Raw genomic sequence first — 12,524 nt, 5'->3', positions numbered from 1 at the left:
GGCCGGATCCCGACGGGAGAGTAGTTGATGGCGCAGGCAACGCAGAGTCGGCCCAGTGCTGTCCGTTCATCTGATTGGGTCAGCGGCTTGTCCGCAGACCAGAAGAACCGCCTGCTGCAGAAGCTCAAGCTAGCACAATCATGGATCGACAGCTTCACTGTGGCGCTCGGTAAACGAAAGCCACCAAAAGCACGTATTGCGGAGCACTACATTGCCTACGCGCCTTTTTCAAACACGATTTCCGTCCCCGCTCGCATGCTGATGGAAGCGGATGAGCGGCTATTGCGGATTGCCGTCGCGCATGAGTGCGGCCACTTCCGACGACGCTGGTCCTCGCTGTTGTCCAGGTCGGACATTGCGCGCGCTGGCGAGGAATTCTTGGCAGATCGGATCGCAATGCGTCTGACAGGTGCCTCACTCGACGAGCTTGTTGCCGCACTCCTCGAAATTGCCACGTTTGAGCCTGGTTCGAAAGGTTGCGACGCTGAACAGCTCGCCGATCGCCGGAAATTGCATGAGTTGGCGGGGTCATGAACGGAACGAAAAAAAAGGCCTCGGAGACCTGCATTAAGCAGGCAGCACTCCCGAATCGATACAGGTCGCCACGCTCAGCCACCGCGGGCGGCACGCCGCCACTCGGCACGATTCGTGGCTCTGTCACGATTCCGAACCATGTCATCAGGCTCTCGAGCGAGTTGGCTGAGGAGTTCTACGTTGCGGCTGAAAAAGACGAGTTCTGCGGTGATCCAGTTGAAACCTACACGGTTCCGAATTGGGCAAGCCGTAATTGCGACGCATGGCTCCCCGATCTCTCCGCGCACGGCTACCGCCGCGCTGTTGGTGGCTACCGGGGTCGTGAGGAACTTCTCGTGGCGACTGCCTCTGTCGACATGCACACCGACGATGAGGGGCTGGTTCTAATGGTCGTGCTGCACAATGATGGCCTGACGTTCCGGCAAGGCAAGGTTCGCCACAAGCCGACAACGGGAGACTGGTTCATCTTCGATGATCGCCGCCCTCATGGTGTCGACGAGGCGCCTGGCCGGGCAGCATTTCTCGGCTGGAACATCCCTATCGTCTCTACCTGAGAGGAAAATCTATGTCGGGAATCGATGCCTTGTTCAGTAAGGCCAACATGCGATGCACAAAGTGTGCTGCGCCGATGGGCGACTGCGATTGTTGGGAGCAGTGCTCATGCGGTTGGACGGCCGAAAAGGGCATGCCCTGCAGGAATCCCCGTACTGCCCGCTGTTCAACCAAGGTGAAGTACGGCAAGTACAACCGCAAGACCAAGCGTTACGAGTAGGAGAAGACGATGCTTTCAAAGCTAACTTTGGACAACGCTCTCAGCCTCGTCCTGATCATCGGGTCGGCCACATGCGCAGGCATCGGGGCATCTAGCTCATTGATTGGCGCGGCCGTCTTCATGGGCCTGCTCGCCCTCTACAAGCCTTCCCGCTGAGATCGGAAAACGATGGAAGATCTGATTGCTCGATTGAAGGAACTGATGGATCGTGCAGACCATCGGCCGGGACAGTGGCACTGCTGTAAGGAAGAGAACGGTCGCATCTGCGTCCTGCCTGAGCATTTGCACAGCCCGGAGCCAAGGACCTTCATGGAATCTGTGCGGGCAATTGGAGCGGTGCATGACGGGATTGCGCGCGAGTTCTCCGGCCGAGATATGGCGCTGGTGGTCGCAGCGATCAATACCCTACCGGAACTGCTGGCACTTGCGGAAGACGGGCAAAAGTATCGAGCCCTTGGCCGAACCTGACAAATGGGAAAAGCCGAAGACGCATAAGAGTTTGAAGCGTGTTGTCGCAGTTGAAAACCGGATCGCGCTGCCGGATTACATCACCAAAGCTTGCGGCGATGCCTTGGCACACTATTGCACCGAGCGTGGCGTCACAAGTGAGAAAGCCGTGCGTGAGTTGGCGGCCTTGGTAGAGGAAACGGCCCAACGCATTCAACTTGCATTGGTACAACAACACCAGTCGTAAAGGAAAAACAGATGACAGCCAATGCTATCTTCCCGAGGGAATCAGATTCCACCAAGGGGACGGTTATCAACGATGACCTGTTGAGTGTGATTCTCCACAGGATCTTCACGCTGACCGAGCGGCATGAGGATACTCCGTCGCGCCGGCAGATCGAGATGGTCTTGCTGGGCATGGAGTCCATGCCCGAGATCGCGCCTGCGTCTGCGGCGGTGCTTGCAAAGTCCCGAGAAGACCCGTTCAAAGAAGCAGCGAGCGTAGACGCACGGGTTATCGATATGTTGATTGCTACGGGCAAGGTGAGGCGCGAGGACGTTGATGTCGCGCTCGCAATGGTGGCTAAAGCCACGGTTCAGGAGGAGGCACCGGGAACGCCTACCCAACCCACGGTCAGGCACTGACTCGGAAAAGCATACATGGGTAGGAACCTCACTCTCAAGGACGGTCAGTACGTCGCCAGGTGCAAGGAGAGAACTTTCCTCGCAGCTGCGGCCAATGGGCACTCTATTGTTTTTCCGGAGGCTGACGTTGTTGTCTCGAGCGGGTTGGCCAAGTTCTACAAGGGCGGCAAAGAGATCTGGTCGTGCAACGTCAGCTACGCCGCAACGAATTTCGAGATTGAGAAGGCATAGGAAAAGCAAATGATCAGGGCGCTGCTCAATTTTTTCACCCCATTGCCCCCAAAGCGGGTGTCGCGCGAGTCGACCGACGCCTTGCACGCAGATATCAAGGCTGCGGGCGTTTGGGGCGAGGAGATCGGAGACGCTAGCCGGAATGCGGTCGATGTCTGGGTCCGCCACTCAGACCGGCAAAATCGCGCGGTCAACTACGAGTGGCTAAAGCCTCGTGCGAAGTTACTTGCGTTGCGCTGGGCCGGCTTGTCGTGCGTTCTCTGGTTCGGCGCGTGGATCGCTTCGGGGTCGCTCTTAGCAGAGGTGCCGCTGACGCTCGCGGGTTTTGTGACTGGGGTAGTTGCGATGGTGCTCTTCTTCATCCATCGAGCACCGAATAAATGACCGGACGGAAAAGCACGCATGGGATATCGGCTCAACAAGCGGGCAAAGCAGCTGCTCGAAGATGCCGGCGCCGACCAGGTTGGCGACGATTTCGTGTCGTTCAACTGCGTCACCATTCCGCTGTCGAGCAAGGCATGCAAGGAACTGAACGAGCAGGCGAACGATGATCCCAGCACTTTGCCGGATGAGGAATAGGAAAACTAAATGAAATCGGAATTGGTGGCTCCTGAATTTCAGAAGGATGCGTTCGATTGTCCACGTTGTGGAGCCTTTGCTCACATGCAGTGGCGCAATCTGTTGCTGAACGCAAACGAGTACAGCGTCGTTTGGACGGCGTGCTGCGCAAAGTGTAAGAAGGACGCCGTTTGGCTCGTTGAAGACTCTTTCATGCGCCGGCTGGCCAAGGAAGAGCCCGGGCCAGTAGTGCAGGTCTTCCCGACCGAATCCGCTGCTCCGCTGCCAAGCCCGGATCTCCCCAGCGATTGCGAGGCCGACTTCCTTGAGGCAAGGGAGATAATGCGACGCTCACCGCGAGGGGCGGCCGCTTTGCTGAGGCTCGTAATACAGAAGCTCTGTAGGCACTTCGGTGAACCGGGCAAAGATATAAATAAGGATATAGGAGAGCTGGTCAAGAAAGGGTTATCGGCGGAGTTGCAGCAAGCGTTGGACACTGTTCGCGTAATCGGAAACGAGGCAGTACACCCTGGCGAGATGGACATACGCGACAGTGGGGACGTGGCGGTGTCGCTGTTCGTGCTTATCAATCTCATCGTCGACAGAATGATCACAGAGCCGGCCAAGATCAGTGCGCTATATCAGTCGCTTCCAGCGAAGAAACTCGCTGGCATAGCTCAGCGCGACAAATAATCCATCGGAAAAGTGGTTATGTGTGCAGATGCCCGCATTCCCGAGCCAATCGGTTGGGGATCAAGTGCTGTAGAGCCTTTTGTGGATTACTACAAGCGCTGGCCCAAGCAGTTTGCGGCAGTGCCCGAGCTGGTTGTAGAGAGTTGGATATACCGTCACTGGCAGGATTTTCAGGCATGGCTACCGCTACGTCCTCTGAACTGGAAGTACGAGATGCAGTCACTCGACTGCAACGCGATTCTTCAGATTCGGCACGTAAGGAGATGGCCAGAAACGCTCGCACGTTGGGGAGACGATCTCCTTGAAGGACGCGACAGGCGTGAGACATGGCTAGGTAGGACGATGTTGGAGGCCGGTACGACTCCGACCCCGATGATCGTTGCTCACGGGGCCGGACGTTATCGTCACCCTAGGGAAGGAAACGAACCGTTCTGCGAACCGTACCAGCTAATTGAAGGGCATTTGCGGATAGCGTATTTGCAGGGCATGATTCGCCACGGGCACCCCTGTGTTCAAACGCATCATGACGTGTTTCTAGCGACACTACCCAAATAAGCGGAAAACCACACACCTAGCAATGAAAAAAATCTTTTCGATCGCTCTGACCACAGGTAATTTTGCCGCGCTTATGCTAGCGTATAATCCATCAACCGGAGAGTTGGATCGATCACGAGAGACTACGGCGCACGCGTGGCGGAGAAATATGTAACAGATTTGCCGATTTCCCGATGTCGTGGCGATATACCTATGCGGGCAAAGGTGCTCGCCCCTGTTAGGAGAGATTAGATGAAAACTACACTGTCGAGGCGGGACGTCATCACCGCGTCGCTTTACACCCTTTGGCGCCTATTCCAAGCGAGCGTAGTGATTCCGGCTAGCTTCGCTGGCGCCGCGTTGCTGATGATGACCGTTACCGGTGATTCGCCTGTCGAGGCGACCATCGCGGAAATCTATCACTGGGCAGAGACCTCGGTTCGGCCGGCGCCGGCCGGCGGCGTGCTGGTGTCCCAGTGCACAGATCAGGCTGTAGGGCAGACGAAGGGAATCCCCTCGGTCGTCTGCAAATCGCCTTCTTTCAAGGTGGTCCCGATTGACAAGGCCGTAGCAGAGGCGAGCGGATGGCTCAGGCATATGTACCTGACCGCAGCCGTAGTCTCGGCCGCAATCCTGGTCGCTTTTAGGCCAGGCCGGAGATTCTTCGGACTGCAAACGCCGGCAGGAACCTGATCGACGCAACGAAGCAGCTGGCTACGGCCAGCGTTGTGCAGAAAACATGGCCACCCGCCCCTACCCGACCCCCGCTGAAATGGCGGCCGCTCTTGCGCACAAGCTCGCCGAGGCCGAGCACATTGACTATGTGACACCGTGCCCGATCGACTGGTCGCCACGCCCCTCTCATTGTCACGACAATGCCGAAGAATGGGTACGTCTACACCCGACCTGGTCAGTTGTGTGCGGCTGGCTACACGTATCGGGGAATGTAGAAAGTGGTGCCATATTCGATGCACACTCTGTCGTGCGTGACGCATCCGGGCGGCTGTGGGATGTCACGCAGCAAACCTTCCATTCGTTCATTCGCTACGATGGTCCGGAAGCACAGTTTCTCGCAGCGGTAAGTGACAGGTCTTGGGTCCAAATCACTTACCTGCCGGCAACGACATGAAGGTGAATGTGTTCACTGTGACAGGATGATCCCCCGGTTTGAACAGAGTGGAAACTGTGAAAATCAGCCCGCTTCATGTGGCCCACAGCAACCAACGGGGTGTCGATCTGGTTTTTTATCGGCACGAAGTCACCAAGCACGGCGTGCAGCAGACCGCCATAATCTCCCTTGATTAAGGCGTCGTAGGTTGTCGCTGTTTTCTTCCAATCTCACAGTTCCGTATAATCCCGCATTCCTACCAACGCAAAACGCAAATTTATGGCAACGAGCACGTACCAAGACCTGAAGGCACAACTCCTCGAGCTGGAAGCCAAAGCCGAAAGAGCACGTGAGGAGGAACTGGCGGCCGTCCTTGCCGATGTGCGCGAGAAAGTCGCAACGTATGGACTGACAGTAAAGCAGGTCTTCGGAACAGCTAGCAAACTCGGACAGGCCGGCGCTAAGCCCAAGGTTCCGCCCATGTATCGCGATCCCAAAACCGGTGCGGAATGGAGCGGCCGCGGCCGCGCGCCGGCTTGGATCGCAGATAAGAAGCGCGAACGCTTTCTGATCAAGGAATAAGCGTTTCTTCTAAGCTGCTGCCAAACGATGCTCGTAGAAAAGGCGAGCCCGATCGGCCAGGATCGCGTATGGCTCAGCGAGGTCGCCCGGCTTCGGGTTGAGCCAAGCATCGAGACGCTCGGACTTGATCGGCACGATGCATCGATCGTGGCCCGCGGCCGCAACCTCCGCCGGCGGATCATCGGTGATGGCCGCAAACGAATATAGGTCCGGATCTTCCCCCTCCGATTTGCTGAAGGACCATAGGCACGCTAGCAGCATCGGCCGCCGAGGCTCCGGCTGGAACTCCAGTACAACGTTCTGTTCTTTCTCCCCGGCCGCGAGCTCACGATGCTCCATCCTGTGGCGGGTCACGTTCTCGAAAAAAGCATTGGCGACGAGAACTCCGTGCTGCACGCCAAAGAGCTTTCCCCAGGCTCTTTCCAGGTTATCCATGCGAGCGTTATAGGTGCCCGGCTTTTGCCGCTCCATCGCTTCCGTCCAACCGGGGAGCCGGCACCGATAGCGCATCGGCACGATCGTCCGCTGGCCGTTATTCGCAACGATGACCGGAGCGTAGTAGCCGGGGAAAATTCTGGAGTCCGAGTCCATTTGCTCGACGCGCTGCAGGTCTACTAGGTTGCGCTGGGCCGCGGCGATTTTCTCGATCGCAATACGCTTGTCGCTCTCGGCTTTCTTCGTTGCTTTGACGGCAAGAGAACGCTCTGCGGAGGCCAGGCGGGACCGTTGTTTGAATAATTCTGTCTCGAAGAAACTGGTCTGTGCTCGCTGGCCCTCCCCGATCAGTCCAGCGATCTCGCGTTCAAGATCGTTGCGTGGGGCCTGGAAACTGGCCCGCATCGTTTTGGGCACCTTTTGCCATCCACTTCCGGCTTTCAGGTGCCGGAACAACTCGGCGAACAGGGGCAAGCTCAGAGTGGCGCCATATTCTCGTTCCAGCCAACGAAGGTCCGCCGCAATCTTTGCCGAATAGCACATATCTGCCTCCTGAGCGCCCAAGAACAGCGCCATGCCGATAATGCCAGTTATCGGCATGAGCCACGGCGAAAAAAAACCGCCTCGCGGGCGGCCCCTGCCGAACTTCTTACGGTCGCGGCATTTTCGGCTGCAGGCGATCGATGAAGGCGCGAGCCTCGCCTTCCGTCTCGAGTGCCAGTGCTGCTTTGACCTCAGCGTCATCGAATCCAGCCATCTGCACATAGATTGCAGTCGATGTGACGATGGCCGCTTTGACCGACGGATCAAGCGGGGTCGAATCTGCGTGGTTGAAGCTGCTCTGGTTTGCGATCCAGCGACCGCATTCGGAATCGGCCAATTCCAGCGCGCGCCGGACGTAAGCCTCGTCTTTGGTTCCACGATCCATATTGGTCTCCAAGTTTTCCCTCTCGGGCGGAAGATCGATGTGGAGGCCGATCCACCCAATTCAAGGGGCGTTTTCTCACTCGTCTTCGGCCGGCCGCATCGCGTCGACCAAGGCTTGCAGCCGCGCCGCGTCGCCGGGGCCTGCTCGCCATCGGTCAACCGGCCCCACACCGCGACGGCGCCGTGCGCGAACTGCTGGGACTGCTCTTGCGCGCTGAAATTGGCCTCTCTGTCGGCCGCTTTCTTCCAGAACCCAAGCGACACCTCGACCGCGGCGGCCAAGCCAGCGTAGGAATAGCAAATGATCAGGGCGCTTCTCAATTTTTTCACCCCATCGCCCCCAAGTCGACCGACGCCTTGCACGCAGATATCAAGGCTGCGGGCGTATGGGGCGAGGAGAACGGAGACCCGCCGGCGCCAGACCTCCAGCTAGCCGGACTGCACCGCCAGTGCCAGGTGGCTACGGTGCTTGCATGAGGGATAGCGGAAGCCGACTGGGCCGCCCTCCTCCCTCATGCCCGGGAGGACCTCGAACATACGCAGACCGAACCACTGGCACCATGCATGGTCGCCATGGATCTGATCGTAGATGCCCGACTTGCTTAGCACCGCGCCATAGGTGCCCGGAACGCGGAGGAATCGCGGGCCGGCGGGCAGAGCGACTTCCACGCCGGGCAGCGGTTTGGCGCGCTCCTAGCGGAATAGCCGCTCATCCCAGCGCACGGGCTCAGCCGGCCCGACGACAATCCGTACAGCCTCCGGGTGGGCAGGATTGACCAGCGCATTCCACTCGGCGCGCGCGACCACAGACGGCACCAGCAAGATCGCAGTTCTCCCGTCCTCCAGCCAGCGATCTCCGTAGGCGCGCGCGATGGCTGGCGCATCGTGTGCATCCCAGCCTGCCGGCAAGGCCGTCCATTCGACGCGCTCAATTGACACATCCTCGGGCACGTCGGCGGCCACACAAACGTGGTGGCGCGGCACCTTGCCGATGCGCGCATGGACCAGCACCTCGAGCATGGCGCCGGCGAAGGTCAGCGCCCCGTAAATGACGGGCCGCCCTGGGCTGTTGAAGCGCCCTCCGACCAGCATGGCGCCGGTGCCGGTCCAGATCGGGTGGCGACTGTCGGCGATGCGGTAGATCCGCATCAGACCGGAATCCCATAGAACAGCTTCCAGAGCAGCTCTTCCACCCGGCGCGCGCCCAACTCCGTCATGCCAACGTCCAAGGGGGTGCGGCCCTCCAGCAGCGGGTGCGGCGTGTTGAGAAATTCACGGGCGTCGTCTTCGTCGTCCCAGACAAGATTGGCGCTCGCGAAGATTCGCGCCAGGCGCTCGGTCTTCTCGGACTCGTCCGGCGACAACCGCTCGCGGCGGCGCTTGTAGGTCGCCTCCGGCACGATCCGCGCCATCAAGGCGCGTCGCTGCTCAACCGAACGCGCAACATGCGCCACGCTCTCGCGCAGTGCCGCCTTCGGCAGGCCTTCGCGCACCGCCGCATCGAGCTCGGCAAACGAGTGCGGCACCGGCGCCAGCGCCATGACCGCGCTGATCTCTTCGGGCGTGATCACCATCTCGGCTCCATCTGGTATCAAATGACTACCAATTATAGATCAAATGATTCCTCCTGGCGGCCCCCAGTCGCTGACGAGCCAGGCCGGCTGGAATATCGCGCCGACCCCGTCGCTGTGCTGGACGGCGAAATATGGGACGCTGTCGAAGCTAAGTCGAGCCGGCTCAACAGTGGGAAGAACGATCGGCTCATCGGGACGCCATCCAGCGAACTGGGCCTCGACAGCGCGAACGATGTGCTTTGGGCAGAAGAGCCGCATGGTCCAAGGCGTGCCGTCGAGGCCGGTGGGCAGCAGGATCTCGCGCCGGCTGATCCAGGCCGATTCGTTGCCGACAAGGGCCTCATCGACGATGTCGATGGCATCCCCCTGCGAACCCGCCAGACGATGGGCGGATCCCTGCAGGCCCAGCATCGAGAAGGCCGCCGCGGAATTGAGGGTCGGCAGGGATTCATGTAAAAAACCGCAGAAACGAACCTAACCTTATGATTATATTGGAATAATGGTGACTTCGAAATCCAGCGGACCGATCTTCCGGCGGAAGTCGAGTGTGTAGTCTCCAAATCGGTTGATATGGGCCGTGCGGAACGGCGCAAGGCCGCCCAATATCTCCGGCGTGATCTCGGTGCCTTCGTCGCGAAGCTCTCGCAGTACACGTGTCATGCCCACCACGTTGTGCAGGATGATCATGTTGGCCACGAGGTGGTTGTACTTGATGACCTTGCGCTGCTCGTGCCGGATGTTTTCGGCAATGATCCCCTCTCCCCCGAAAAACGACCAGCCGGCAAAGCCGTTGAATTGTTCGCTCTTGTTGGTTTCGGCGTGGATCACCTTGCGCAGTCCGACGTCCCCGATGTAGCTCAGCAGAAACATGGTCCGGATCACTTTGCCGAGTTCGACGAAGGCGAAGTACAGCTTGTTCTTGCGGCTGTAAGTGCCAAGTCGGCGCAGGATGGCCGATGGCGTGATCTTTCCCGTCTTGATAGACACAGCCACCCGCAGCATCGCCGGCAGATGCAGTTCAATCAACTGCCAGTCGATCACGTCGCTGAACAGCGTATTGATGTTCTGGTACACGGTGCCCGCCTGCGGGCGATGGAATTTCAGGTCCTGGATGCCTCGGATGCGCGGCATGAGCTGGATGCCAAGCAAGTGAGCCAGCGCAAAAACCGGGTAGCTCTGTGCCTGCGTGTCACCGTGGATCGTGTCGGGCCGAATGTCGGACTCGTTGCTCATCAGCCCATCCAGGATGTGGATCCCCTCATAGGTGCCACAAGAAATGAAGTGACTGAACAGTGCGATGAACTTGTCGGAGACATGGTAGTAGCCGATGCCGCCGTAGCCGCCATAGCGGATGTGGTGCTCGGACAGTAGGTTCTGCTCGTACAGGTTCCACTTGGTGCCATCGGCCGATGCGTGTTTGCCGGTGCCCCAGTAACCGGGCAGTTCGAACTTGTTGTAGGCGTTAATCACCTTGACGATGGCCTTGTCCAGAAGGTCTTCGCTGACGTATTTCAGGTTCAGCCAGGAAATCTGACGCCGACTCAGACCTTTGATCGATTTGGCGGTCTGAACGGGTCCCAGGTTGCAGCCATAGCAGAACAAGGTCGTGATCACGCGCATGCGCAAGTCCTCAAGGCGACTGTCGGTCCCCGCCAGCGGACGAAACAGCTTGTGAAGGTCCAGCCACCGCTCGGTGTCGATCATCACGTCCACAATGCTGGCCGCCTCCATCCGCTCGGTGATCATGCCGTCGATGCGCGCGGCGGCCTCGACAATGTCTGAGCGAGGCGGTTTTCTGAGGATCAGGCGTCCATCGACGATTTCAGCATGGGCGTTTTCTGGAAATCCGGCATCGATTTCCATGGCTCGCAGCGCCATGGACGATTTCAGCTTCGACACGAAGGCGCCGGGCTCCGTCTCGATGCCCGTGACCTGCCCATAGTCGCCCAGCTCGCGTTCAAAGGTTTCGTCATCGACCAACTGCTCGCGGTAGTCGTCGTAGCGCTCCCCGAACTTGATGAAGAGGTCTCCGGACTTCAGATCGTCCTTGACGGCGTGCATGACGGCCAGCTCAAAATACCGGCGGCGGACGGACTCCGCGCGGCCCTTGCCTGCCGGTTTGACCAGCACAAGCTTTCTCCACTGGGCCGACATCCAGCGCAAATCCGTGTCTTCACTCAGGCCCAGCATGTCCAGCGGTACGGTGTCGGCACGGTTGTCGCGCAGTTTGGAGAGGGCTTCCATCAGCCGCTCCACCACCAGGTCCTCGCTGCTGGCCTTGGGCGACGCGATGTCGATGCAGTTGAGCAGCTGCGCTCGCACCATCTTGTACGGCTGCAGCAGGAACGGCAGGTGGTTGCGCCCGGCATAGGCCAGATGCTGTTCGCATTCGTTCAGCAGCTCGTCCACTTCGGCCACCAGGGTCGTGCTGATGGCTTCGACGCGTTGGGTGTCGGTCCCAACCAACTGGTAGGCACCCAGGATGTCCTTGAGCTGCCCGACCAGCATGTCGGTCTTGTGGACGCGCTCCTGCTGGAAGGACAACAGTTTCTGCCGGGCATTGTTCTCCAGGTTCTGCATGAGACGGATGAACAGGTCGGCAGCGTCGTCCAGCGATTGGGCATGCTGCGCCCGAATGAAGATCACCACCAGCGCATAGCGCTTTTGTGGCTTGAGTTCAGCCATCTCAGTGGCATTGAGCGCGCGCGCCAGCAGCCGGAACTGCTTGAGCTTGGGCACGGGCACGTCGGGCTTGGGAAGTTGCTCCACCAGGTGCTGCAGACGCCGGATGTGCTGGATGTAGGTCCGTGTTTCTTTGTTGGTGGGCCGCTTGGGCTCGCGCTTGAGCATTTGCCAGGGTGACGCCGACTCGCCCGTGGCCGTCTTGAGCAAGCCATCGATCAATGTCTTCGTCTGTGACGTCAGTTGCCCAGCGATGGCGGAGAAATGCTGGTTGTTGCTCTTTTCCCGGGCACGAAACGCCATCCGATCCAGCGTCGAGAAGGCGGGCAATTCGCAGCGATGGTGGACCAACTCCTCCAGCATCACGTTGATGATGTCGGCCACGGCGTGTTTCGTCTCGGCCGCGGTGTCCGCCACAACGCCCAGCCAGGCGTACCCCGCCGGGTTGAGTGGTTTGACGTTCAGATAGCGACGCAATGCTGTGAAGACCACCATGCGCGAGCCCGAGGCCTCAAAGCGCTTGAGGTCCGCCAGCGCTGGCGCCCGCGGGACACCCGCGTGCTGTGCAACGTGTTCCCTGATCACCTGCGGCACATCGGACAGTGTCAGAAAATACCCCAGGCGCTGGAAAACCTTCAGGTGAATGAGGGCGGCCACGCGAGGTAAAGGCCGTTTGCCGACTCCCGCCACCAGCGCCCGTTCCGCCTCGGTGGGTGTGAAGAGTTCTGCCAGCTCCCTCTCAGTGGGGTCGGGCTTCAGATGGGGATAGGCCGTCTCATGAAGCGTAGTCATTCGTGAGGCC

At 59.3% G+C, this 12,524-nt stretch carries 19 protein-coding genes; 13 read left to right on the top strand and 6 right to left on the bottom strand.

Annotation, left to right across the window (positions count from 1 at the left end):
- Positions 1 to 27: 27 nt before the first annotated feature.
- From KF708C_RS36040 to KF708C_RS34975, 13 genes are all read left to right on the top strand, one after another.
- Positions 28 to 534 (top strand): hypothetical protein, encoded by a 507-nt coding sequence (locus KF708C_RS36040; RefSeq protein WP_156173982.1) that lies wholly within the window; start codon positions 28 to 30, stop codon positions 532 to 534.
- Positions 531 to 1,088, top strand: a complete 558-nt coding sequence (locus KF708C_RS27530; RefSeq protein ID WP_231586610.1) for a hypothetical protein — start codon at positions 531 to 533, stop codon at positions 1,086 to 1,088. The genes KF708C_RS36040 and KF708C_RS27530 overlap by 4 nt, the downstream gene beginning before the upstream one ends.
- 227 nt (positions 1,089 to 1,315) lie before the next feature.
- Positions 1,316 to 1,462, top strand: coding sequence for a hypothetical protein (locus KF708C_RS36540; protein WP_197090437.1), 147 nt, complete (start codon positions 1,316 to 1,318; stop codon positions 1,460 to 1,462).
- A 12-nt stretch (positions 1,463 to 1,474) separates the two neighbouring features.
- Positions 1,475 to 1,774 carry a hypothetical protein gene (locus KF708C_RS36035; RefSeq protein WP_156173981.1) on the top strand — a complete coding sequence of 100 codons (300 nt, stop codon included), beginning with the start codon at positions 1,475 to 1,477 and terminating at the stop codon, positions 1,772 to 1,774.
- Entirely contained in the window at positions 1,761 to 2,000 is a 240-nt protein-coding gene (locus tag KF708C_RS36030) for a hypothetical protein (RefSeq protein ID WP_156173980.1), read from the top strand. Before KF708C_RS36035 ends, KF708C_RS36030 begins: the two co-directional genes overlap by 14 nt.
- Positions 2,001 to 2,011: 11 nt before the next feature.
- Complete coding sequence (locus tag KF708C_RS27525; RefSeq protein WP_059414282.1) at positions 2,012 to 2,398, top strand: hypothetical protein; 387 nt, start codon at positions 2,012 to 2,014, stop codon at positions 2,396 to 2,398.
- Positions 2,399 to 2,413: 15 nt separating this feature from the next.
- A complete protein-coding gene (locus tag KF708C_RS27520; RefSeq protein ID WP_059414280.1) occupies positions 2,414 to 2,629 on the top strand; it encodes a hypothetical protein in 216 nt (71 codons plus the stop codon).
- A 9-nt stretch (positions 2,630 to 2,638) separates the two neighbouring features.
- On the top strand, positions 2,639 to 3,013 hold the full coding sequence (locus KF708C_RS27515; RefSeq protein ID WP_059414278.1) for a hypothetical protein: 375 nt from the start codon (positions 2,639 to 2,641) through the stop codon (positions 3,011 to 3,013).
- A gap of 18 nt (positions 3,014 to 3,031) precedes the next feature.
- Positions 3,032 to 3,208: a hypothetical protein gene (locus KF708C_RS36025; protein WP_156173979.1), complete on the top strand. Its 177-nt coding sequence runs from the start codon at positions 3,032 to 3,034 to the stop codon at positions 3,206 to 3,208.
- A gap of 9 nt (positions 3,209 to 3,217) precedes the next feature.
- On the top strand, positions 3,218 to 3,880 hold the full coding sequence (locus KF708C_RS27510; protein WP_059414276.1) for a DUF4145 domain-containing protein: 663 nt from the start codon (positions 3,218 to 3,220) through the stop codon (positions 3,878 to 3,880).
- Between the two features lie 786 nt (positions 3,881 to 4,666).
- Complete coding sequence (locus tag KF708C_RS27505; RefSeq protein ID WP_059414274.1) at positions 4,667 to 5,107, top strand: hypothetical protein; 441 nt, start codon at positions 4,667 to 4,669, stop codon at positions 5,105 to 5,107.
- A 46-nt stretch (positions 5,108 to 5,153) separates the two neighbouring features.
- Positions 5,154 to 5,543: a hypothetical protein gene (locus tag KF708C_RS36020; protein ID WP_156173978.1), complete on the top strand. Its 390-nt coding sequence runs from the start codon at positions 5,154 to 5,156 to the stop codon at positions 5,541 to 5,543.
- 258 nt (positions 5,544 to 5,801) lie between these two features.
- Positions 5,802 to 6,104, top strand: coding sequence for an H-NS histone family protein (locus KF708C_RS34975; RefSeq protein ID WP_082079966.1), 303 nt, complete (start codon positions 5,802 to 5,804; stop codon positions 6,102 to 6,104).
- Between the two features lie 9 nt (positions 6,105 to 6,113).
- Here the strand turns inward: KF708C_RS34975 and KF708C_RS27500 are convergent, their stop codons facing one another.
- From KF708C_RS27500 to KF708C_RS27470, 6 genes are all read right to left on the bottom strand, one after another.
- The gene (locus KF708C_RS27500; RefSeq protein WP_059414618.1) at positions 6,114 to 7,082 is read right to left on the bottom strand and encodes an SOS response-associated peptidase family protein; all 969 of its coding nucleotides are present in this window, start codon (positions 7,080 to 7,082) and stop codon (positions 6,114 to 6,116) included.
- Between the two features lie 106 nt (positions 7,083 to 7,188).
- On the bottom strand, positions 7,189 to 7,467 hold the full coding sequence (locus tag KF708C_RS27495) for a hypothetical protein (protein ID WP_059414272.1): 279 nt from the start codon (positions 7,465 to 7,467) through the stop codon (positions 7,189 to 7,191).
- Positions 7,468 to 8,159: 692 nt separating this feature from the next.
- A complete protein-coding gene (locus KF708C_RS27485; protein WP_059414268.1) occupies positions 8,160 to 8,615 on the bottom strand; it encodes an RES family NAD+ phosphorylase in 456 nt (151 codons plus the stop codon).
- The gene (locus tag KF708C_RS27480) at positions 8,615 to 9,040 is read right to left on the bottom strand and encodes an antitoxin Xre/MbcA/ParS toxin-binding domain-containing protein (protein ID WP_059414266.1); all 426 of its coding nucleotides are present in this window, start codon (positions 9,038 to 9,040) and stop codon (positions 8,615 to 8,617) included. Before KF708C_RS27480 ends, KF708C_RS27485 begins: the two co-directional genes overlap by 1 nt.
- 39 nt (positions 9,041 to 9,079) lie before the next feature.
- Complete coding sequence (locus KF708C_RS27475; RefSeq protein WP_059414264.1) at positions 9,080 to 9,451, bottom strand: hypothetical protein; 372 nt, start codon at positions 9,449 to 9,451, stop codon at positions 9,080 to 9,082.
- A gap of 75 nt (positions 9,452 to 9,526) precedes the next feature.
- Entirely contained in the window at positions 9,527 to 12,514 is a 2,988-nt protein-coding gene (locus KF708C_RS27470) for a Tn3 family transposase (RefSeq protein WP_034396199.1), read from the bottom strand.
- Positions 12,515 to 12,524 lie beyond the last annotated feature (10 nt).

Origin of the sequence: Cupriavidus basilensis (assembly GCF_000876015.1) — a bacterium.
Taxonomy (GTDB): domain Bacteria; phylum Pseudomonadota; class Gammaproteobacteria; order Burkholderiales; family Burkholderiaceae; genus Cupriavidus; species Cupriavidus basilensis_B.
Note: the sequence above shows the minus strand (reverse complement) of the source record. Positions and strands in the feature narration are given on the sequence as shown.

Excerpts from the sequence above, each read along its gene's own strand:
- KF708C_RS36040 (WP_156173982.1), top strand. The coding sequence starts at position 28 with ATGGCGCAGGCAACGCAGAGTCGGCCCAGTGCTGTCCGTTCATCTGAT.
- KF708C_RS27530 (WP_231586610.1), top strand. The coding sequence starts at position 531 with ATGAACGGAACGAAAAAAAAGGCCTCGGAGACCTGCATTAAGCAGGCA.
- KF708C_RS36540 (WP_197090437.1), top strand. The coding sequence starts at position 1,316 with ATGCTTTCAAAGCTAACTTTGGACAACGCTCTCAGCCTCGTCCTGATC.
- KF708C_RS36035 (WP_156173981.1), top strand. The coding sequence starts at position 1,475 with ATGGAAGATCTGATTGCTCGATTGAAGGAACTGATGGATCGTGCAGAC.
- KF708C_RS27525 (WP_059414282.1), top strand. The coding sequence starts at position 2,012 with ATGACAGCCAATGCTATCTTCCCGAGGGAATCAGATTCCACCAAGGGG.
- KF708C_RS27520 (WP_059414280.1), top strand. The coding sequence starts at position 2,414 with ATGGGTAGGAACCTCACTCTCAAGGACGGTCAGTACGTCGCCAGGTGC.
- KF708C_RS27515 (WP_059414278.1), top strand. The coding sequence starts at position 2,639 with ATGATCAGGGCGCTGCTCAATTTTTTCACCCCATTGCCCCCAAAGCGG.
- KF708C_RS36025 (WP_156173979.1), top strand. The coding sequence starts at position 3,032 with ATGGGATATCGGCTCAACAAGCGGGCAAAGCAGCTGCTCGAAGATGCC.
- KF708C_RS27510 (WP_059414276.1), top strand. The coding sequence starts at position 3,218 with ATGAAATCGGAATTGGTGGCTCCTGAATTTCAGAAGGATGCGTTCGAT.
- KF708C_RS27505 (WP_059414274.1), top strand. The coding sequence starts at position 4,667 with ATGAAAACTACACTGTCGAGGCGGGACGTCATCACCGCGTCGCTTTAC.
- KF708C_RS36020 (WP_156173978.1), top strand. The coding sequence starts at position 5,154 with ATGGCCACCCGCCCCTACCCGACCCCCGCTGAAATGGCGGCCGCTCTT.
- KF708C_RS34975 (WP_082079966.1), top strand. The coding sequence starts at position 5,802 with ATGGCAACGAGCACGTACCAAGACCTGAAGGCACAACTCCTCGAGCTG.
- KF708C_RS27500 (WP_059414618.1), bottom strand. The coding sequence starts at position 7,082 with ATGTGCTATTCGGCAAAGATTGCGGCGGACCTTCGTTGGCTGGAACGA.
- KF708C_RS27495 (WP_059414272.1), bottom strand. The coding sequence starts at position 7,467 with ATGGATCGTGGAACCAAAGACGAGGCTTACGTCCGGCGCGCGCTGGAA.
- KF708C_RS27485 (WP_059414268.1), bottom strand. The coding sequence starts at position 8,615 with ATGCGGATCTACCGCATCGCCGACAGTCGCCACCCGATCTGGACCGGC.
- KF708C_RS27480 (WP_059414266.1), bottom strand. The coding sequence starts at position 9,040 with ATGGTGATCACGCCCGAAGAGATCAGCGCGGTCATGGCGCTGGCGCCG.
- KF708C_RS27475 (WP_059414264.1), bottom strand. The coding sequence starts at position 9,451 with ATGCTGGGCCTGCAGGGATCCGCCCATCGTCTGGCGGGTTCGCAGGGG.
- KF708C_RS27470 (WP_034396199.1), bottom strand. The coding sequence starts at position 12,514 with ATGACTACGCTTCATGAGACGGCCTATCCCCATCTGAAGCCCGACCCC.